9 protein-coding genes are annotated in these 21,800 nt (G+C 74.6%); 7 read left to right on the forward strand and 2 right to left on the reverse strand.

The features are described from left to right. Positions 1-9 precede the first annotated feature (9 nt). Genes OG811_RS24670 through OG811_RS24695 form a run of 6 tightly spaced genes read left to right on the forward strand, consistent with a single transcriptional unit; the run spans position 10 to position 19,376 of the window. Positions 10-1,077 (forward strand): 3-oxoacyl-ACP synthase III family protein, encoded by a 1,068-nt coding sequence (locus tag OG811_RS24670; protein WP_406069056.1) that lies wholly within the window; start codon positions 10-12, stop codon positions 1,075-1,077. Continuing rightward, positions 1,067-2,974 carry an HAD-IIIC family phosphatase gene (locus OG811_RS24675; RefSeq protein WP_406069058.1) on the forward strand — a complete coding sequence of 636 codons (1,908 nt, stop codon included), beginning with the start codon at positions 1,067-1,069 and terminating at the stop codon, positions 2,972-2,974. The genes OG811_RS24670 and OG811_RS24675 overlap by 11 nt, the downstream gene beginning before the upstream one ends. Continuing rightward, positions 2,964-3,209, forward strand: a complete 246-nt coding sequence (locus tag OG811_RS24680) for an acyl carrier protein (protein WP_406069060.1) — start codon at positions 2,964-2,966, stop codon at positions 3,207-3,209. The genes OG811_RS24675 and OG811_RS24680 overlap by 11 nt, the downstream gene beginning before the upstream one ends. Next, on the forward strand, positions 3,206-4,456 hold the full coding sequence (locus tag OG811_RS24685) for an FAD-dependent monooxygenase (protein ID WP_406069063.1): 1,251 nt from the start codon (positions 3,206-3,208) through the stop codon (positions 4,454-4,456). The genes OG811_RS24680 and OG811_RS24685 overlap by 4 nt, the downstream gene beginning before the upstream one ends. A gap of 56 nt (positions 4,457-4,512) precedes the next feature. After that, positions 4,513-10,683 (forward strand): SDR family NAD(P)-dependent oxidoreductase, encoded by a 6,171-nt coding sequence (locus OG811_RS24690; RefSeq protein WP_406069065.1) that lies wholly within the window; start codon positions 4,513-4,515, stop codon positions 10,681-10,683. After that, positions 10,680-19,376 (forward strand): SDR family NAD(P)-dependent oxidoreductase, encoded by an 8,697-nt coding sequence (locus OG811_RS24695; protein ID WP_406069067.1) that lies wholly within the window; start codon positions 10,680-10,682, stop codon positions 19,374-19,376. The genes OG811_RS24690 and OG811_RS24695 overlap by 4 nt, the downstream gene beginning before the upstream one ends. 53 nt (positions 19,377-19,429) lie before the next feature. Here the strand turns inward: OG811_RS24695 and OG811_RS24700 are convergent, their stop codons facing one another. Further along, the gene (locus OG811_RS24700) at positions 19,430-20,350 is read right to left on the reverse strand and encodes an alpha/beta fold hydrolase (RefSeq protein ID WP_406069068.1); all 921 of its coding nucleotides are present in this window, start codon (positions 20,348-20,350) and stop codon (positions 19,430-19,432) included. Positions 20,351-20,466: 116 nt separating this feature from the next. On the opposite strand from OG811_RS24700, the gene OG811_RS24705 reads away from it, so the two are divergent. Next, positions 20,467-20,676, forward strand: a complete 210-nt coding sequence (locus OG811_RS24705; RefSeq protein WP_406069071.1) for a DUF5988 family protein — start codon at positions 20,467-20,469, stop codon at positions 20,674-20,676. On the opposite strand, the gene OG811_RS24710 is transcribed toward OG811_RS24705, so the two are convergent. Then, a complete protein-coding gene (locus OG811_RS24710) occupies positions 20,585-21,799 on the reverse strand; it encodes a sensor histidine kinase (RefSeq protein ID WP_406069073.1) in 1,215 nt (404 codons plus the stop codon). The two genes, OG811_RS24705 and OG811_RS24710, sit on opposite strands and share 92 nt — an antisense overlap. Position 21,800 lies beyond the last annotated feature (1 nt).

A 21,800-nucleotide genomic window follows, 5' to 3' on the forward strand; every position in this document is an offset into this window, starting at 1 on the left:
GGATCGAACATGAGACTGGTTTCATTGAGCGAGGTGCTGCCCGGCGAGCCCGTGACCAACCGCGACATGGCCGAGCGCTTCGGCCTGCACGAGCGGTGGCTGGACTCCGTCACGGGCAACCGCACGCGCTACTTCTGCCGGCCGGACAGCCCCACCGGCGTACCGAAGACCACCGGAGACCTGGCCACCGAGGCGGGGGAGCAGGCCCTGGTCCGCGCCGGTGTCGACCCGGCGGCCATCGACTTCCTCATCCTCTCCACGGCGTCCCCGGACCACCTGATGCCGGCGACCGTCAACCTGGTCGCCGACCGGCTCGGCCTCAACGACCTGCCGACCTTCCAGCTGACCTCCGGCTGCGCCGGTGCGTTGCAGGGCCTCTACACCGCCCGCGCGCTGCTCACCTCGGGCCTGCGCCGCGGCCTGGTCATCGGCGCCGACACCTGCCGCAACATGCTGCCGCCCGGCGACGCCGCGGTCCAGCTGCGCCCGGCCGAGATGGTGAACTTCGCGATGTTCGGCGACGGCGGTGGGGCGGCCGTGGTGGAGGCCGGCGAGGACGGCCCGGGCCTGCTCGTCGAGCACCTGTTCCTGCGCACCGTCGGCAAGGGGCGGGCGCCCGCCCAGATCGTGCGCTGGTATGGCGCCGCCGGCGCGCCGCAGGAGACCGGTGAGCACGGCCGCGTGGTGCGCGAGGCGATGAGCGAGGAGGACTACAAGGCCATCGAGCAGCATGTGCCGGAGGCCGCACGGGCCATCCTCGACGAGCTGGTGGCGGTCACCGGATGGCGGCTGCCGGACGTCGAGCACGTCCTCACCCCGCAGCTCAACGGCGTGATGACCGAACGGATCCGCGAGTATCTCAGCATCGGCGAGCAGCAGGCGGTGTCCTGCGTGGCGGACACCGGCAACAACGGCAACGCGTTGCCGTTCATCCAGCTCAACCGGGCGCTGCGGCGCATCCGTGGCGGGGTGGGCGAGGGCGGCCGGATGCTGGTGGCGACCGTCGAATCGTCGAAATGGGTGCTGGCCGGCATGGCGCTGCGCCACCGGCCCGAGGGCAACTCCAATGTCTATTGACCACGGTGTCCCGCCCGCTCCGGCCACCGGCCGGGTCGCGTTGGCCGAGTTGCGGGCCACGCTCGGCGCCACCCCGCCGGACCTCGCGGCGGTCCGCGAGCTGCTCGGCCGGGTGCCCGACCCCCTCGATCTGGAGGCGGCGGGCCGCCTCCTGCACGGCGCCCGCGGCCGCGCCGCACTTGCCGGTGCGGACCTGCCGCGGACGACCGTGGCCCTGCTCGGCAGCTCCACTCTGGACGCCCTGCCTCCGATGATCACCGCGGCGGCGCTCCGCCGCGGGATCCTTCCCGAGGTCCGGATGGCCGGGTTCAACCAATGGCAGCTGGAGATCGCCGCTGGCGCGCCGGAGCTGTCCACGCTGCGCCCCCGGCTGGTTGCCTGTCTGCTCGACGACGCGGCGGTCTTCGACCGGGTGGCCGACCCGGTCGACCTCGACGAGGTCGAAGCCCGTTGCGTCGCCTTTCCGGCGGAGGTGGCCACCTGGGCCGCCGCCGCCCGCGAGACGCTGGGCGGCCTGACGGTGCTCGGCACCATCCCGCTGAGCCCGCTGCGGTCGCGCCGGCTGGTGAGCTACGCCGCCCGGGCCCGGCTCGCCGCAGTGTGGTCGCGGATGAACGCCGAGCTGGCCGGGCTGGCCGCCGACCTGCCGTCGGCCGTGGTCCTGGATTTCCCGGACCTGGCCGAGACGGCCGGCGGCATCTTCGCGAGCGACCGGATGCGCCACGTCGCGGGGCACGTCTACACGCCGGCCTACCTGCTCGCGTACGCCGAGGAGTTGTCCCGGGTCGCCGCCGCCGACCTGGGCCGGTCCGCCAAGTGCCTGGTGCTGGACCTGGACAACACGGTCTGGGACGGCGTGGTCGGTGACGTCGGCACCGCCGGGCTGCGGGTCGGCGGCAGCTATCCGGGGACCGCGCACACCGAGCTTCAGCGGCTTGCCCGCGACCTGTCCGCACAGGGCGTCCTGCTCGCGGTCAGTTCCAAGAACGACGACCCGGTCGCCGTCGAGGCGCTCGACACCCACCCCGAGATGCTGCTGCGCAGCGAGCACTTCGTGGCCCGACGGATCGACTGGGAGCCCAAGGCCGGCAACGTCCGGGCCATCGCCGCCGAGCTGAACCTCGGCAGCGACGCCTTCGTCTTCGTCGACGACAACCCGGTCGAGCGGGAGCTGATGCGCCGGATGGCGCCCGAGGTCGCCACCGTCGAGTTGCCCGACGACCCGGCGGGTTACGCCGCCGCGCTCGCCGCCCGCGGCGACTTCCTGGTGCTGTCGCTGACCGACGAGGACCGCGACCGCACCACCCTGTACCGCGCCCGGACCCGGCGCCGGCAGATCGAGCAGCAGGCGACCAGCCTGGAGGATCACCTGGCACAGCTCGGCTCGCGGCTCACCGTCGAGCCGCTGACGCCGATGAACGCCGGCCGGATCACACAGTTGTTCGCCAAGACCAACCAGTTCAACCTCACCGGCGTACGGTACGGCGCGGCCGAGGTGGACCGGTCCGGCACAAACGGCGCGCCCACCTTCTTCGCGGCCCGGCTCAGCGACCGGTTCGGCGACCACGGGCTGATCGCCGCGATCGCCCTCGGCCGGGCCGCGGACGGCGCCTGGACCGTCGGCAACTTCGTGCTCAGCTGCCGGGTGTTCAGCCGCGGCGTGGAGAGCACGCTGCTCGGCCTGGTGCTGCGGTCGGCGGCCGCGGCCGGGGCGCCCGGCGTCACCGGCACGTTCCGGGCGACCGACCGCAACGGCCGGTTCGCCGGCCTCTATCCGTCGCTCGGCTTCCGCCCCACCGCCGCTGCCGGCGAGTTCCGGCACGACCTGGCGCGGCTGCCCAACCTGAGTCCCTTCATCGAGATCACGCATGAATCGGAGGTGTTCCGTGCTGGCTGAGGACCTGGTGGTCGAGGTCATCACCGACCTGCTCGACCTGCCCGGCACGACCCTCGCGGCGGGCACTCCGCTCGTCGCGGTGGACGGCTGGGACTCGGTCAACGCGCTGCGGGTGCTGGTGTACCTGGAGCGCGAGACGGGCCGGCCGCTCGACTACGAGCGGTTTGCCGCGGCCGCCACGGTCGGCGACCTCGCGGAGCTCGTCGACCGGACCGGCGCGGGGACGCCGCGATGAGCGCCGTGGAGGAGACGGACGTCCTGATCGTCGGCGGCGGGCCGGCCGGCGCGCTGCTCGGCTTCCTGCTGGCCCGCCGCGGCGTCGGTGTGCTCGTGGTCGAGAAGCAGACCTCCCTGGAGCGCGACTTCCGGGGCGAGACCGTGGCCGCGCCGTCGGTCGTGACACTGCGCCGGCTCGGCTTCGGCCCGGCGCTCGACGACCACGGCTTCCTGCGCACCGAGGGCGTCACGATGCGGATGGAGGGCCGTCGGGTGATGCACGTCGACTACCGGCGGTTCGGGCTTGGCGAGGTGCCGGTCGACATCCCGCAGCCCGCGCTCATCGCGATGTTCGCGGACGCGGCTGCGGAGTACCCGACGTTCGAGTACCGCTTCGGTGTCTCGTTCACCGGCCTGGTGCGCGACGGCGACACCGTCACCGGCGCCCGCCTGCGCAGCCGCGACGGCAAGACGACCGAGGTACGCGCCCGGCTCGTGGTCGGCGCCGACGGCCGGTTCTCCAAGGTGCGGCACGCGGCCGGCATCACCGCCGACGTGCAGCACATGGCCCGCGACTTCCTGTCCTTCAAGCTGCCGCGGCCGGCCGACTGGGGCCTGCAGGCAGAGCTCGTCGTCGACCGCGACCGACACCTGGTGGTGCTGCCGACGTTCCCGGACTTCCTGCGGATCGGCCACAACTTGCCGAAGCGAGGGCTCGGCGCGCTGCGCAAGGCAGGCTTCGCGCCGTTCAAGGCGGGCATCATGGCGCTCGACCCGCGGCTGGCCCCGGTCGTCGCGGAGCACCTGAACTCGTGGGACGACACGTCGTTCCTGGAGATCTTCACGGCCGAGGTGCCGGAGTGGACCCGGGACGGCCTAGTCCTGATCGGCGACGCCTCGCACACCTGCACGCCGATCCTCGGCCAGGGCGTCAACCTGGCCATCCAGGATGCGGTGGTGATCGCGCCGATCATCGCCAACGCCCTGTCCGGCGCCGGCCCGATCCCCGCCTCGGCGTTCGCCGCGTTCGTCACCGAGCGGCGCCGCCACAAGGCGCACGTCACCAGCTTCCAGCGGCTCCAGGAGAAGGCGCTGGCCACTGGCAGCACGCCCGGTGTGCTGCTGCGCCGCGCCCGATACCGGCTGCTCGACGTGCTGCCGCTGAAGTACCGGATCTTCGGCGGCGTCCTGAACGCCCCGCACGGCATCGACCCGGTCGACCTGGCCCCGGACGCCGGCGGCACCCGGCAGGGCCTCGGCGTCTGACTCACCCAGCCCTGCAACTCCGTTCCTCACTTCGTCGACATCGAGGCGGTCCCGTGATGCATGACAACGACCCTGCCGGCGACCCGACCCAGCTCCTGGCCGTGGTGGGCATGGCCGGGCGGTTTCCGAACGCGCCCGACCTGGACGCGTTCTGGCAGCTGCTGGCCGACGGCGGCGACGCCATCCGGCCGGTGCCGCCGGAGCGCTGGGACGCCACCGCCCAGCTCGACCCGGAGCGGGCGGTGCAGGACGTCGGCGGCTTCCTCGACGGCGTCGACCAGTTCGACCCCGGCTTCTTCGGCATCTCCCCGCGCGAGGCCGCGGACATCGACCCGCAGCAGCGGCTGATGCTCGAGGTGGCCTGGCGGGCGCTGGAGGACGCCGGCCAGCCGGCCGCGGCGCTGCGCGGCACGCGTACCGGCGTGTACGTCGGCGCGTCCTGGCACGACTACGAGATCCTGCGCAAGGAGCGGGGCGCAGGCGCCACCCAGCACAGCACGGTGGGCAACGCCCTGGACGTGATCGCCGCCCGGGTCTCGTACTTCCTGGGCGCCACCGGCCCGTCGCTGGTGGTCGAGACCGGGTGCTCGTCGTCGCTGGTGGCTCTGCACCTGGCCGGCCAGGCGCTACGCACCGGCGACATCGACGCGGCCCTGGTCGGGGGAGTCAACCTGATCCTCGCGCCGGATGTCTCGATCGGGCTGACCCACTTCGGCGGCCTGTCCCCCGAGGGCCGGTGCAAAGCGTTCGCCGCAGACGCGGACGGGTTCGTCCGGGCCGAGGGCATCGCCGGGCTGTATCTCAAGCGGCTGGACCGGGCGATCGCCGACGGCGACCGGATCCAGGGCGTGATCGTGCGGACCGTGGTGAACAACGACGGCGGCGGGGACAGCCTGGTCACGCCGAACCCGGCCGGCCAGGAGGACCTGCTGCGCCGGGCGTACACCGAAGGTGGCATCCCGCTGGACCGGCTCGCCTACGTCGAGGCGCACGGCACCGGCACCGGCCGCGGCGACCCGGTCGAGGCCGAGGCGCTCGGCCGGATCGTCGGCCAGGCGCGGAACGCGTCCGCCGGCCCGCTGCCGATCGGGTCGGTCAAGACGAACATCGGGCACACCGAGGCGACCGCCGGCCTGGCCGGGCTGCTCAAGGTGCTGCTCGCGATCCGGCACCGCACCGTGCCGGCGACCCGGCACCGCGGCGAGCTGAACCCGGCCATCGACTTCACCGGCCTGAACCTGCGGGTGGCCACCGGCCCGGTCGCGCTGCCCGACGAGCCGCTCTTCCTCGGCGTGAACTCGTTCGGCTGGGGCGGCACGAACGCGCACGTGGTCGTCGCTGGCCCGCCGCGCGACCCGGCCGGCGCCGAACCGGCGTCCCCAGCCCTCGGCGTCCCGGCCGTGCTGCCGATCTCGGCGCACTCGCCGGCCGCGCTGCGCGACCGGGTGCGGGACGTGCACGGCCTGCTCGCGCACGGCGCCGACCCGGTGCAGGTGGCCGGCGCCCTCGCGCACCGCGCCGACCACTTCCCGCTGCGGGTGGCCGCGCTCGCCGTGGACACCGCCGCGACGCTGGAGCGCCTCGACGCGTGGGCCGCCGACGCGGACGCCGACGTCGACGGGCTGGTCACCGGCCGCGCCGAGACGGTCGGTCGGGTCGCCTTCGTCTTCCCAGGCCAAGGCTCGCAGTGGGCGGCGATGGGCCGCGACCTGTACGCCGCCAGCCCGATTTTCCAGTCCGTGGTGGACCGCTGCTCGCGGGCGATCGCGCCGCACGTCGACTGGGACCTCGCCGAGGTGCTCTCCGGCGCGGCCGGATCCGCCTGGACGTCGCGCGTCGACATGGTGCAGCCGGCCCTGTGGGCGATGTCGGTGGGGCTCGCCGAGCTGTGGCGGCACGCCGGCGTCACCCCGGATGTGGTGGTCGGGCACAGTCAGGGCGAGGTCTCCGCCGCGACCGTGGCCGGGATCCTGTCCTACGAGGACGCCGCCCTGGTCGTCGCCACCCGCAGCGCGCTCGCCGTGCGGGCGTCCGGCCGCGGCCGGATGCTCGCCGTGGCGCTCGATCCGGAGTCGGCGCGGGCGGCGCTCGCTGGGTTCGAGGACCTGGTGTCGCTCGCCGTGGAGAACGGGCCGGACTCCTGCGTGCTCTCCGGAGACGGGGACGCCGTGCTCGCGCTCCGCGAGATCCTGGAGGCGGACGGCGTTCACTGCCGGCTCGTCGACGTGGACTACGCCTCGCACAGCCCGCAGATGGACGCGCTCACCCCCGCCCTGACCGCGGCGCTCGGCGCGATCACCCCAACCGGCGGGACGGTCGAGCTGGTCTCGACGGTGCGGGCGGCCATCATGTCCGGTCCCGAGCTGGACGCGGCGTACTGGGCCGAGAACCTGCGCCGGCCAGTGCGCTTCCTGACCACCGTGGACGAGCTGATCGACCGGGGCGTCACGCACCTGGTCGAGATCAGTCCGCACCCGGTCCTGCTGACCGCGCTCGAGCAGATCGCCGTGCGGCGCCCGGCCCCGCCCCGTGTGCTGACCACCCTGCGCCGGGACGCCGGGACCGTGGACGACCTGGCCGGGGCGTTCGCCGCCGCGTACGTGGCTGGCCTCGCCCCGCACGCCTACCTGCCACCGGGCCGGACCGTCCGGCTGCCCGGCGTTGCCTGGCAGCGCACCCGGAACTGGACGGAGGGCGCGCGTCGCCGCACCGGCCGGCTCGGGCTCGACGTCGCTCTCGTTCCGTCGGCCACCGAGCCCGACCTGTGGCAGGGCGACCTGGAGCTCGGCATCGGCAGCCAGCCGTGGCTCGCCGACCACCAGGTGCACGACGCGGTGGTGGTGCCCGGCGCGGCGATGCTCGCCATCGCCCTGGCCACCGGCCGGGCCCGGACCGGGCAGGAGCCGGCCGTGCTGCGCGACGTCCGGTTCACCGCCGACCTCACCCTGGCCGGTGACGCGGCGGCGCAGATCGGCGCGCTGTGGCGCGACGACCTCGCCGAGGGCGGCTCGTTCACGCTGTGCTCGCTGTCGTCCGACGGCTCCGGCTGGACCACCCACGCGACGGCCCGGGCGCAGCAGTCCGCCGGCACCACCCCGGTGCCCTTCCCGACCGGGCTGGCCGCGCAGAGCCCGATCGAGGCGGTGGAGTTCTACGAGGCGTGCGGGCGGCGCGGGCTGCGGTACGGCCCGGCGCTGCAGGGCGTCCGCCGGGTGTCGGTCGACGGCGCCCGCGCGCTCGGCGAGCTGGAGCTGCCGGCGAAGTGCCGGGCCGGTGCGACGGCCGCCCTGCACCCCGCGCTGTGGGACGCGGCCCTGCAGGTCAGCCTCGCCGTCGGCGAGGGCACCGCCACGGTGGTGCCGACCGAGGTGGAGCGGGTCGAACGGCACGCCGGCACGGCGCTGACAGCCGGTTGGTCGTACGCCGAGCGGCGCGACGACGGCCGGTACGACGTGCACGTCTTCGACACCGAGCGGCAGCCGGTGCTGAGCATGATCGGGCTGCGACTCCGGGAGCTGACGCTGACGGCCGGCGACGACCTGGACGTGGCGCTGCTGCACCGGCTGGCGTTCCGGCCCGCCCAGTGTCCCGAGCCGGCGGAGCTCACCGGCCGGTGGCTCGTCGCCGGGACGGGCCCGCTGGCCGTCGCTCTGCCGGGGGAGGAGCTGACCGACCTGGCCGCCCTCGCCGTGGCGGAGCCGGCCGGCGTGGTGTTCCTCGTCCCGACCGCCGAGCCGGAGCAGCGTGCCGCACTGGTCCGTCTCACCGAACTGGCCCGGGCTGCCGCGGCACTGCCCGCGCCGCCCCGGATCGCGGTGGTGACCACCGGCGCCCAGGCGGTCACCGAGGTCGATCTGCCAGATCCGGGCGCCGCCCTGTTCTGGGGCTTCACCCGCGTGCTGCGCCGCGAGCACCCCGAGCTCGCCCCCACGTTGATTGACGTCGGCGCGACCGGCGAGCCGGCCGCGGTGGCGCTCGCCGTCGCCGCCGAGCTGGCCACCACCGGCGGCGACGACCAGGTGGTGTTGCGCGGCGCGGACCGCTGGGTGGGTCGAATCGTGGCCGGCCGGGCGGAACCGGACGAGGCCGCGCCCGAGTGGCGTACCCCGGCGCAGCCGTTCCGCCTGGTGCCGGCCCGGCCGGGTCGCTGGGACGGCCTGGAGTTCCGGCCGCGGTCCCGGCGCGCTCCGGCCGACGGCGAGGTGGAGTTGGAGGTGACCGCCGCCGCGCTCAATTTCATCGACGTGATGAAGGCGATGGGCACCTACCCGGACCCGGTCGGCGGCGAACTGCTTGGCGGCGAGTGCGCCGGGCGGATCACCGCCGTGGGCGCCGGCGTCACCGGGCTCGCCGTCGGTGACCGGGTGGTCGCCTGCGCGTTCGGCTCGATCGCCTCACACCTGACGGTCGACGCTGGACGGGTGCGCCCGCTGCCGCCCGAGATCGACGACGCCGACGCGGCGGCGCTGCCGCTGGCGACGCTGACCGCCTGGTATGCGCTGGCCGACCTGGGCCGGGTGCGGGCCGGCGAAACGGTGCTCGTGCACTCCGCCGCCGGCGGGCTGGGCCTGGCCGCGATCGGCGTCGCCCAGTATCTCGGTGCCGAGGTGCTGGCCACCGCGGGCACCGCGGAGAAGCGCGACTACCTGCGCGGCATCGGCGTACGGCACGTCTTCGACTCGCGCGACCTGTCCTGGGCCGACGAGGTGCTGACGGCCACCGGCGGCCGCGGCGTCGACGTGGTCCTCAACTCGCTCACCGGCGCGGCGATCGACGCCGGGCTGGACGTGCTCGCCGAGGATGGCCGGTTCCTCGAGGTCGGTAAGAAGGACGTGTACGCCGGCCGCCGGATCAGCCTGGCCGCCTTCCGCAAGTCGGTCACCATCTCGGCGGTCGACCTGGCCGGCCTGATGGACCGGCGTCCGGAACGGTTCGACCCGCTCCTCACCGAGGTGTGGGACCTGGTGACCACCGGCAAGCTACCGCGGCTGCCGGTGACCCGGTACGACTTCGTCGGCGCCGCCGACGCGCTGCGCACGATGGCCACCGGCCGGCACATCGGCAAGCTGGTGCTGGTGGACCCGGCGACGGTCACCGCCGTGGCCCCGGAGCCGATGCCGGGCGGCCGGTTCCGGGCTGACGGCAGTTACGTGATCACCGGCGGCCTGGGCGCGCTCGGCCTCTCGCTGGCCGAGTTCGTCGCGGGGCATGGGGGCGGATCGCTCGCCCTGCTCGGGCGGCGGGCGCCGGACCAGGCTGCGGCGGACCGGATCGCCGCGCTCCGAGCCGCGGGGTGCGACGTCCGGGCGTACTCGGTGGACGTCACCAGCCGCGAGGCGCTGGCCGGGGTCCTCGACCAGGTCCGCGTCGGGCAGGCGCCGATCCGGGGCGTGGTGCACGCCGCCGGTGTGCTCGACGACGCGACGGTCGCGACCCTGCGCCCGGAGCAGATCGAGCACGCGGTGGCGCCGAAGGCGGACGGCGCGCGGCACCTGGACGCGCTGACCGCCGGCGACCCGCTGGACCTGTTCGTGCTGTTCTCCTCGGCCGCCGCGCTGGTCGGTAACGCCGGCCAGGCCGGCTACGCGGCCGGCAACGCCTACCTGGACAGCCTCGCCGAAGCGCGTCGCCGCCGCGGCCGGCCGGCACTGTCGGTCCAGTGGGGACCGTTCGCCGACGTCGGCCTCGCCGCGCAGGACGGCAACCGCGGCGACCGCCTGTCCGAGCGCGGCATGGGCAGTTTCCCGGTCGCCCAGGCGTGGCCAGCCCTGGCCCGGTTCCTGCGCGACGGCGAGCGGGTCGTCGGCTACGTGCCGCTGAACGTGCGGCAGTGGTTCGACGCCTACCCGGACACCGCGGCGCTGCCCAGCTGGCAGGAGCTGCGGGCCGAGGGCGGCGCGGCCGGCGGCGCGGACAGCAAGGTGTTCCTGGATCGCCTGCACGGCGCGGCGCCGGACGACCGGGTGCCGCTGGTGGAGGACAAGGTGCGCGAGCTGACCGGGCGGGTGCTGCGCATCGATCCGGGCGCCGTCGACCAGCAGACCCCGTTCAAGGCGCTCGGGCTCGACTCGCTGATGAGCCTGGAACTGCGCAACCGCCTGGAGTCCGCGTTCGGGCTGAAGCTCTCACCCACGCTGCTCTGGACCTACGGCACGGCCGGCGCCCTTGCCTCGGTGCTGTGCGAGCAACTCCTCGACATCGCGACGGAAACGGAACGAGTGCAGTGACGACGACACCGGGCGGCCCAACGCCGCTGAGCCGTGCCCTGGACACCATCCGCAAACTCCGCGGGCAACTCGACGAGCTGGGCGGCCGCCAGCCGATCGCCGTCATCGGCGCCGGGCTGCGCCTGCCCGGCGGGATCGACACCCTGGACGGGTACTGGGACGCGCTCACCGCAGGCCGCGACCTGATCCGGCCGATCCCGGCGGCCCGCACCGAGCCGTTCACCGACGAGTGGGCGACGCTGCCCCGCCAGGGCGGCTTCCTCGACGAGGTGCTCACCTTCGACGCCGCGTACTTCGGGATCAGCCCACGCGAGGCGAGCGCCCTGGACCCACAGCACCGGTTGTTGCTCGAGGTGGCGGCGGAGGCGCTGGACCACGCGGCCACCCCGCCGAACCGCCTGCGCGACCAGCGGGTCGGCTGCTATGTCGGCATCACCCACCAGGACTACCGGGACTGGGAGCCACGGACCGCGGACGCCTACTGGGCGACCGGTAATGGCCACTGCTTCGCGGTCGGTCGGGTCGCGTACGCGCTCGGCCTCACCGGCCCGGCGGTGGCCGTGGACACGGCGTGCTCGTCGTCGCTGGTCGCCCTGCACCAGGCGGTGGCGGCGCTGCGGGCCGGCGAGTGCGAAACGGCGCTGGCCGGCGGCGTCAACCTGATCCTGTCGCCGCGCTCGACCCGGCTGCTCGGCCCGGAGATGGGCGCGCTCGCCCCGGACGGCCGGTGCAAGGCGTTCGACGCCCGCGCCAACGGCTTCACCCGCGGCGAGGGCTCCGTTGTCCTGGTGCTCAAGCGGCTCGACGCCGCGGTCCGCGACGGCGACAACGTGCTCGCCGTGGTCAAGGGGTCCGCGCTCAACCAGGACGGCCGGTCCTCGGGTTTCACCGCGCCGAACGTTCTGGCGCAGACCGCACTGCTGCGCGCGGCGCTGGCCGACGCCGGTCTCACCGCCGCCGACGTCGGGCTCGTCGAGACCCACGGCACCGGTACGGCCCTGGGCGACCCGATCGAGATGGAAGCCCTCGCCACCGTGCTCGGACGCCCGCGCGGCACGGACGCGCCGCTGCTGATCGGGGCCGCCAAGACGAACTTCGGTCACCTCGAGGCGGCGGCGGGCGTGCTCGGCATCCTCAAGGCGGTCCTCTCGCTGCGGAACGCCCAGGTGCCGCCGCTCGTGCACTTTGGCACACTCAATCCGCGGATCGACCTGAGCGGCACCGCGATCACTCTGCCCACCGAGGTGCTGGCCTGGGACGAGGCGGCCGGGAACCGGCACGCCGGGGTCAGCTCGTTCGGCATGAGCGGCACGAACGCCCACGTCATCCTCGGCACCGCCGAGTCGGCCGGGGTGACCCCGTCGACCCGGCCGGCGCCGGACGAGGTGACCGGTTTCGAGATCGGCGCGCACACGCCGGAGGCGCTGCGTACGCTCGCCGCCCGCTACCGGGACCGGCTGGTGACCCTCGACGAGGCGGACTACCCGGCCTTCGCGCACAGCGCCGGACCGGGCCGGCCCCGGCGCCGGGTGCGCGCCTGGGTGGCCGCCGCCGACGCGGGCGCCGCGGCGGACGCGCTCACCGCCCTCGCCGCCGGCGAGCCGTCGCCCGCGGTGCGCGATCTCGCCGTGGACGCCGAGCCGCCGGCACCGGCGCCGGCCCGCCGGGTCGTCGACCTGCCGAGCTATCCGTGGCAGCGGCAGCGCTTCGCCCCGAAGGTGGACGTCGTCACCGCGCCGACCGCTTCGCTGAACGAGCTGGCCTGGGTGCCGCTGCCGGAGCGCGACGACCGCCGGCCGGTCGTGGTCCTGGGTGACGACGCGGAACTGACCGGGCTGCTTGAGTCCCGGGCCCGGGCGGCGGGCCGCGTGGTGCTCCCGCTCCGCGAGGCGAGCCCTGCGGAGCCGGCCTGCGTCCTGCTGGCGTACGCGGCGCCGGCGTTGCCGGCCACGACCGGCGACGTCCCGGCGATCGACGCGACCGCGGCCCTGTGCGCGGCGGTCACCGCCGCGCTGCGCGACGTGCCGGCCAGCCATCGGGTCGTGCTGCTCACCAGGGGCGCCCGCCGGGTGACCCGCGACGACGAGGTGCCGGCCACCGGGCACGGCGCGCTGCACGGTCTGGCCCCGGTGCTGGGCCTGGAGTCCGCCGCGTACGCCGGGATCGCCGACCTGCCGGCCAGCCCGGGCGAGGCCGACATCGATGCCCTGCTGCGGGCTCTGCCCGACGGCGGACCTGAGGACCTGCTCGCGGTCCGCGACGGGCGGGTGCTCACCGGACGGCTCCGGGCCGCCGCTCCCACCGCCACGGCTGACCGGCCGCCACTCCGCGCCGACGCGACCTACCTGGTCACCGGCGGGCTGGGCGGGGTCGGCCGAGTGCTCGTCGACGACCTGGTCCACCGCGGCGCCCGGCACCTGCTGCTCCTCGGCCGGCGGCGGGAGGACGGCCTTCCGTCGGCCGCGGCCGACCTGCTCGCCCGGCTGCGGTCCGAGGGCGTCGATGTGCGCTACCGGTCGGCCGACTGCGCGGACCCGGTGGCGCTGGCGGAGGCCCTGGCCGCCGACGGCCGCCCGGTCGCGGGCGTGCTGCACGCCGCGGGCACGATCGAGCGCACACCGCTGTCCGAGGTGGATGGTCCGGCCTTCGCCGAGGCACTGCGCGCCAAGTTGGCCGGCGCCTGGTGGCTGCACCTGCTCCTGGCCGACCAGCCGCTCGACTTCTTCACCGTCACCTCGTCGGTGTCAGCACTCTGGGGCGCCGACGGCTATGCCGCGTACGCCGCGGCCAACGGCGCCGCCGAACTGGTGATCCGGCACCGCGCCGGCCTGGGGCTGGCGGCCACCACGGTCGCGTACGGCCCGTGGGCCGGCGACGGCATGGTCGACGCCGACGATCTCGCCGACCTGGCCCGCGGCGGCGTGGGCGCGGTGCGGCCCGAGCACGGCGCCGCAGCGCTGGCCGCCCTGGCACAGGGGGCGGAGTCGTCGATCGTGTGCTGCCCGGCCGACTGGGCCCGGCTCGACGCGGTGCTGGCCGGCCGCCACCCGCGCGCCCTGCTTCGCGAGCTGGTTCCGGCCGCCGAGCCGGCTGCGGAGCCGACCGCCGCGGTCTCCCTGCGGGACCTGCCCGACCTGGCCCGGCCGGGCGCCGCCCGGGACGCCGTGCGGGACGCGGTGGCCCAGGTTCTGGGTTTCGCGTCGACCGCCGAGATCCGCGACGATCAGGGCTTCTTTGACCTCGGGCTGGACTCGATGATGGTGATCGACCTGCTCGACGCACTCGGTGCGCGGTTCGGCATCCGGCTGCAGACGGCGGACGTCTTCGACCACCCGACGGTGGCCGACCTCGGTGTGCTCGTCCTGGACCGGGCGACCGGCGCGGCGGCAGCCGAGGCGCAGCCGCTGCGCCTTGCCGAGCCGCTGCTGGCGGCGCCTGTTCAGCCCGAGCAACTGGCCGTGTTCCCGGCCGGTGAGCCGATTGCGATCATCGGCATGGCCGGCCGCTTCCCCGGCGCCGACTCGGTCGACGAGCTGTGGGACTTGCTGATCGGCGGCCGCGACGGCGTCGGCCCGGTGCCCGCCGACCGGTGGGACGGCGCCGCCCTGCACGACGCCGATCAGTTGCGTGCTGGCACCATCACCACCGATCAGGGCGGCTTCCTGCGCGACGTGGACCGGTTCGATGCCGCTTTCTTCGACATCCCGGGCCGCGAGGCGGAGAGCCTGGACCCGCAGCAGCGGCTACTGCTGGAGACGGCCTGGCACGCGTTCGAGAACGCCGGCCTCGACCCGCGCAGCCTGCGCGGCGGCCGCACCGGCGTCTTCGTCGGCATCTCCAACAGCGACTATGCCCGCCTGCTTGAGCGCGGCGGCCTGGACGGGCTGGACGCCTACTTCGGCACCGGCACCGCGCTCAACGCCGCGGCCGGCCGGCTCAGCTATCTGTACGGGCTCCAGGGGCCGGCGATGGCTGTCGACACCGCGTGCTCGTCGTCGCTGGTCGCGCTGCACCTGGCGATCCGATCGCTGCGTGCGGGGGAGTCGCAGACCGCGCTGGTCGGCGGGGTCAACGTCATCGCCGCCCCGACCGCTTCGGTGGCGGTCAGCCGGGCGCACATGCTGTCGCCGACCGGGCGCTGCCGCACCTTCAGCGCTGAGGCGGACGGCTTTGTCCGCTCCGAGGCGGTGGCGATGGTGGTGCTCAAGCCGCTCAGCGTGGCCCGGCGCGAGGGCGACCGGGTGCTCGCGGTGCTGCACGGCAGCGCGGTCAACTCCGATGGTGCGTCGACCGGGCTGACCGCGCCGAACGGGCGGGCGCAGCAGACGGTGATCCGGTCGGCGCTGGCGGACGCCGGAATCGACGCCGCCGAGGTGTCCTATCTCGAGGCGCACGGCACCGGGACGGCGCTGGGCGACCCGGTCGAGGTCGCCGCCGCCTGGCAGGTCCTCGGCTCCGGCCGCAAGCCGGGCACCCCGCTGTACGTCGGCTCGGTGAAGAGCAACGTCGGCCACTGCGAGTCCGCGTCCGGCATGGTCTCGCTGGTCAAGACGGTGCTCGCGATACGGCACGAACGGCTGCCGGCCGACCTGCACTGCGCCGAACTGAACCCGAAGATCGACTGGGCGGACATGAACGTCCGGGTGGTGGATGGCGCCATGCCGTGGCGGGCCGTGGGCGACCGGCGACTGGCCGGCATCTCAGCGTTCGGCTTCTCCGGCACGAACGCGCACGTGATCGTGGGCGAGGCGCCGGCCGAGGAGCGCCCGCCGGCCGTACGCCCGCCGTTCGTCCTGCCGCTGTCCGGATCGGACGCCCCTGGCCTGGACCGGGTCACCGCCGCCTGGCGCGACGCGCTCGCCGGCGACCCGTCCGAGGAGCGGGTGGCGCGGCTGACCGCGGTCGCCGGCTCCGGGCGGGCACACCTGCGCGCCCGCCGCGCGGTCGTGGGTCGTACTGCCGCGGAGTTGCTCGCCGGGCTGGAGAAGGCGCCGCCGGAGGCCGGCACCGGTCGGCCGCCGCGGGTGGCGTTCCTCTTCTCCGGGCAGGGCAGCCAGTACTTCGGGATGGCCCGCGAGCTGTACGAGACCGAGCCGGTGTTCCGGGCCCGGTTCGACGAGTGCGACGCCGTCGTGGCCCCGCATCTGGGCGCCTCGCTCACCGAGCTGCTCTGGACCGGCGCCGACCCGGACCGGATCAACCAGACCGCGGTGACCCAGCCCGCGCTGGTCGCCCTGCAACTGTCGCTGGTCGCCCTGTGGGAGTCCTGGGGAGTCACCGCGACCGCCGTGCTCGGCCACAGCGTCGGCGAGATCGCGGCCGCCGTCCACGCCGGCGTGCTCGACCTGGCCGACGGCCTGCTCCTGATCAGCCATCGCTCGCGGCTGATGCAGCACTCCACCCCGGGCGCGATGCTGGCGGTGACGGCCACCGAGGCCGAGGTCGCCGAGCGGATCGGCGGCTACGCGCTGGACGTCGCCGCGATAAACGGGCCGCGCGCCGTCGTGGTGGCCGGCTCGGCCGACGCCGTCGACGCGTTCGCGGCGGCCTGCAAGGCCGACCGGATCGGGGCGCAACGCCTGGTCGTCTCGCACGCCTTCCACTCCCGGCTGATGGAGCCGATGCTCGGCGAGCTGCGGTCCGTCGTCGCCGCGCTGGAGCACCGGCCGCCCGCGCTGCCGATCGTGAGCAATGTGACCGGCCGGCTCGCCGAGGGCTACGACGCCGACTACTGGACCCGGCACGTCCGGCAGCCGGTGCGCTTCGCCGATGGCATCGAGGCGCTGCGCGAGCTCGGGGTCGACGCGTTCGTTGAGATCGGGCCGGGACGCACGCTTACCGGCCTGGTGTCGGCGGGCGGCCTGCTGCCGTCCGGCGGCGCGCTGCCGTCGATGCGCCGCGGCGCATCGGACCGGGCCGTCCTGCTCGAGGCGGCCGCCCGGCTGTACGAGCTGGGCCAGCCGATCGAGTGGGCCGCGGTGCAGGGCCGGGCGGCCGGGCCGGCGCCGGACTACCCGTTCGCCGACACCCGGTTCTGGGTGCGGCCGGGCCGGGCACAGCCGTCGCCCGCGCCGGCCGTCAACGGACCACACTGGGGCGTCGAGGTCCAGTCGCCCGCGCTGCGGGCGCGGGTCTTCGAGTTCCCGCGCACCACCGGGTTCCCCGCCTACCTCACCGACCACCGGCTGTACGGCACGGTGGTCACCCCGGCCGCGTCGCACCTGGCGACCGCGCTGTCCGCGCTGGCCGGCGACGGCGCCGCGCTGACCCTGACCGACGTGGTCTGCCCGCGGGCGCTGGTCGTCGCCGAGGACGAGGAGTACCGGGTGCAACTGGTCGCTGACACCGCGACTGGTCACCTCGCCGTGCACAGCCTGCTCGACGCCGAGCGACGGCAGTGGCAGGAGCACCTCTCCGGCCGGTTGGCGGGCGGCGACGGTGTGGGCCGGCCGGCTCCGGCGGAGGCGGAGCGGGCGGCGTTCGTCGCCGACGCCGAGCGGCACATCCCCGGGGCGGCGTTCTACGCCTACTTCGCGGCGCTTGGCTACACCCTCGGCCCGTCCTTCCGGTGGATCGCCGACGTGTGGATCCGCGGCGAGGAGGCGCTGATCCGCTACGCGCCGCCCGCGCTGCCCGACGATCCGGCGTCGTACCAGCTGTATCCGGGCCTGATCGACTCGTGCTTCCAGAGCATCGCCGGTTTCCTGGTCGACGACCGGGCCGCCGAGGCCGCGTCGCTCGCCATCCCGTTCTCGGCGGCTCGGATCGCCTTCCCGGCCGGGCCGAGGCCGGCCGGCGAGCTGTGGGGAAAGGTCCGGGTGCGGTCGGCCGAGCCGCTGGCCGGCGGCCGCAGCCGGGTGGACGCCGCCGACCTGCACCTGTTCACACCCGGCGGCGAGAGCCTGATGGTGGTGGACGACTTCCGGGTGCGGCACGCGCCGCGCGAGCTGCTGCGGCAGAGCCTCCGCGAGGAGCGGTCCCACCTGTACGCCGTCGACTGGACCCCGATCGAGGTCCCGGAGCGGCCGGCCGGGCGGCAGTACGTCGTCGGGCTGGTCGGCGACGGCCCGTTTGCCGCCGACCTGGCCGCCGCGCTGCGCCGTGCCGGGCACACCGTCGACCCGGACGGCCCGACCGACCTGGTGGTGGACGCTCGCTGGTCCGCACCGGACGGGGTCGAGCCGCTGGACGCGGTCCGGGAGCTCGCCAGGTCGCTGGGGGACACCCGGCCGGCGGTGCCGTACGCGGTGCTCGGCCCGGCCGGCCCGGCCGGGGCGCCGCTGCGCGAGGCGTTGTGGGGTCTGCTCACGGCGCTGGAGGCGGAGGAGCCGGACCGTCGACTGCTCCGCGTCGAGACCGACCGCGACACCGTGGATCGGCTGGTGGCGACGCTTGTCGACGCGGTTGCCGGCGGACTCGCCGAGCCGCGGCTGCGCGTGCTGGCCGGCGACGTCACCGGTGCCCGGCTGATGCCGACGCGACCGCGGCCCGCGGGTCGCGGCTGGCCGTCCGGAGTGCTGATCACCGGTGGCCTGGGCGCGCTCGGCCTGAGCACCGCCCGGATGCTGGTCGAGCGGGGGACCAGGGCGGTGACCCTGGTCGGGCGGTCCGCGCCGGGCGAGGGTGCGCGGCTGGTGCTGGACTCGCTCGCCGAGCAGGGCGTCCGGGTCGAGGTGGTGCGCGGCGATGCCGGTGATCCGCGGGTGTGTGCCGAGGCGGTGGCCGTGGCCGATCGGCTCGGCCCGCTGGACGCCGTCCTGCACCTGGCGGGGACAACCGCCGACGGGGCGTTCGCCACGGCGGCGCCGTCGACCTACGATGCGGTCTTCGCCGGCAAGGTGGACGGTGCCGCAGCCCTCGCGGGGGCGCTGCGGGGCCGGAACCTGAGCGCGTTCGTGCTGTACTCCTCGGTCTCCGCGGTGCTGGGCTCGGCCGGGCAGACCGGCTACGCCGCGGCCAACGGCTACCTGACCGGGCTGGCCGAGTCGCTGCGGGCCGAGGGTGTTCCGGCGGTGAGCGTCGCCTGGGGCCCGTGGGTGCCTGACGGCGACCGCGGCCTGGCCGGCACCGAGGCGGTGCGGCGGGCGGCCGAGCGGTTCCAGGTGCGGCCGCTGACCGATGTGGATGCCGCGCCGGTCCTGGCGGCGGCGCTGGACAGCGACGTGCACCAGCTGGTGGCGGTCGCGTTCGACGCGCCCCGGTACGCCCAGTTGGTGGCCGGTCATCCTCGGGCGGCCCTGGTGGCGGCGTTGGCGGAGCCGGTGGCCGCCGCGCCCGTCGATGCCGCGGTGCCGCAGCAGGGCTGGCTCCAGGACCGGGTGGCCGCCCTGGCCGAGGCGGACGCGCCGGCAGTGCTGCGCGACGCGGTGGCGACGATGGTGGCCGAGACGCTCGGCAGTCCCGCCCCGGTGGACGAGCACCGCGGCTTCGCCGACCTTGGCCTCGACTCGATCATGGCGATCGACCTGCGGACGCGGCTGGCGCACGGCCTCGGCCGGGAGCTTCCGGCGACGGTGGCGCTCGACCACCCGACAGTCGTGGCCCTGACCGCCTACCTGGCCGGGGAACTGTCCGGCGCCCGGGCCCCGGTGCCTGCGGCCCGGCCGGCCGAACTGCACGACACGGTGCTGTCCGAGCTGTCGCTCGACGCCCTGGTCGCCGCGGCCCGGGAGGACCTCGCCGCCGGCTGGTGAGACACGACGGAGCCCGGTCACCGCGACGGTGACCGGGCTCCTTTGTGCAGAGTTCAGCGGCCGGCGAGCGCGGCGACGCCGCCGACCACGTCGGACCAGAGTGCCCTGGGCAGGATGCCGTGCCCGTACCCCGGGAAGGTCATCAGGCGGGCGTCCGGGATGGCGTCGGCGGTGGCCTGGCCGCCCGCGACGTCCCAGATCTTGTCCGCCTCGCCGTGCACCACCAGGGCCGGGATGCGTAACTCGGCGAGCTGGGCACGGCGGTCCCGGGAGGCCATCAGTGCGGCCTCGTGCCGCAACCGGCCGGCCTGGTCGTAGGCGCGGTCGAAGGCGATCCGGCCGCGCTCGCGCAGCCAACGCTCGTCCATGTCGTATCCGGGTGAGCCGATCAGGTCGAACAGGTCGACCATCAGCTGGCCGGCACCCTCCCGGTCCTCGACCGGCCGGTCCTGGAGTTTCTGCAGGCGCATCGCGGTGCGCATGGTCAGCCGGCCGATCCGGGGCGACGCGGTGGCCGAGATCGAGGTCAGGCTCAGCACCCGTTCAGGGTGCTGGATCGCGATCTGCTGCGCGATCATCCCGCCGAGCGAGATGCCGACGACGTGCGCGCGCGGCCAGCCCAGCGCGTCGAGCACGGCGACCGCGTCACCGGCCATGTCCGGCAGCCGGTACGCCGCAGCGCCCGGCCGCAGCATCATGCGCATGATGGTGGGGCGTCCGGCCTCGTGCAGGTGGGTCGAGGCGCCCACGTCCCGGTGGTCGAATCGGGCGACGGTGAAGCCCCGGTCGGTGAAAACGCCGCAGAGGTCGTCGTGCCACATGATCATCTGCATGCCGAGGCCCATGACGAGCAGTAGCGGCTCACCGTTGGGGCGGCCGAGGCTCTCGTACGCGATCTGAATGCCACCCGGGCGGCCGGCGTGCGGCGACACCGCCGTGCCGGCCAGGCGGGCATGCCCTGGTTCGGTCGTCATCCCTGCAGGGTCCTCCGCGCCGCTTGAGCCCGGGTCGAGCGGCCGGGTCAAGCTGCGCTCCAGCCCCGGTACATAGCGTGAGCAGCACAAACAGTTTGCTAGTCGAAGGGGTCACAATGGACGATCAGAAGGTCACCGTCCTCGCCGTGCTCGATGGCGGCCCGGCCGACATCCCGGTCACGATGCGCACCTGTCACGTCGCCGGCGACGCGGACACGATCAAGCTCCAGTGGCTCAACGGGTACGAGCATTTTCACCGTACGGCCGCGGGTCCGGACGGTCCGGCCGTGTTCGCCTGGGTCGCCCGGACCCGGATCGCCGAGTAGCGGCCGACTCCGCGAACTGCGGGTCGGCCGGGATCCGGGCGGTCACGACGAAGCGACCGTCCCGGGGGCCGACGTCCAGATCGCCACCCACGATCTCCATGCGCTCGGTGAGCCCGGTCAGTCCGGTGCCGTACGAGAAGGGCTCGCTGAGCGTGCCGCCCACCCCGTCGTCGGCGACCTGCACGACGAACGTGTCGCCCTCGTCGGTGACCGTGATCGAGCACTGCTGGGCCGAGGCGTGCCGGATCACGTTCGTCGTCGCCTCCCGCACCACCCATCCGGCTGTCTCGTTGGCCAGTTGCGGCAGTGACAGCGGGCCGGTCACGGTCACGGTCACGCCGCAGGCGGTCAGCAGGGCCTCGGAGCTCTCGGTCTCGACCCGCAGCGACACCGTGCGATAGCCGGACACGGCCGCGCGCACCTCGGCCAGAGCGCCCCGGGCGGTGGCGCTCACCTCGAGGATCTCGGTGATCGCCCGGCCTGGATCGCGGCCGACCATCTGGGCGGCGATCTCGGCCTTCAGGGTGACCGCGGAGAGCCGCTGGCCCAGGATGTCGTGCAGGTCGCGGGCGATGCGCAGCCGCTCCTCGGCGACCGCGAGGTAGGTCAGCTCGGCGCGCGCCTCCTGCAACTGCATGGACGTCTCGATCTGCTTGTAGACGGCCACCTGGACGGTCCCGACGATCACCAGGAGCACCAGGAGCACGACGACCGAGTTGCGCTCGGCGTGCAACATGAACTGGGCGATGAGGGTGAGTGACCCGATAAGCCCGACCAGGAGCGCCCGCCACCACTGCAGCGGAAAGTTGATCAGCAACATGATCGCGGCGAAGACACCCAGCCCGGAGAGCCAGTCGTAGTGCAGTGCCGGGATCAGCAGCCCGCCGAGCACCAGGGTGAGCAGGACGGTCACCGGAGCCCGGTTGCGGTGCATCTGCGGGGTGTTGCGAATGATGACCCGGCAGTAGCCGGCGGCGAAGGCGATCAGATTCAGGGCGAGCCAGATCGAGCTGCTGCCGATCGCACCGACCGGATAGGCGAGGAAGAGTAGGCAGGAGAGGCCGAAGAACCGGACTTGCATACCTCGTCGTCGAAGCGTCCAGTCGTGGCGGAAGACGCGCATC

This window comes from Micromonospora sp. NBC_01638 (assembly GCF_045209745.1).
GTDB lineage: Bacteria > Actinomycetota > Actinomycetes > Mycobacteriales > Micromonosporaceae > Micromonospora.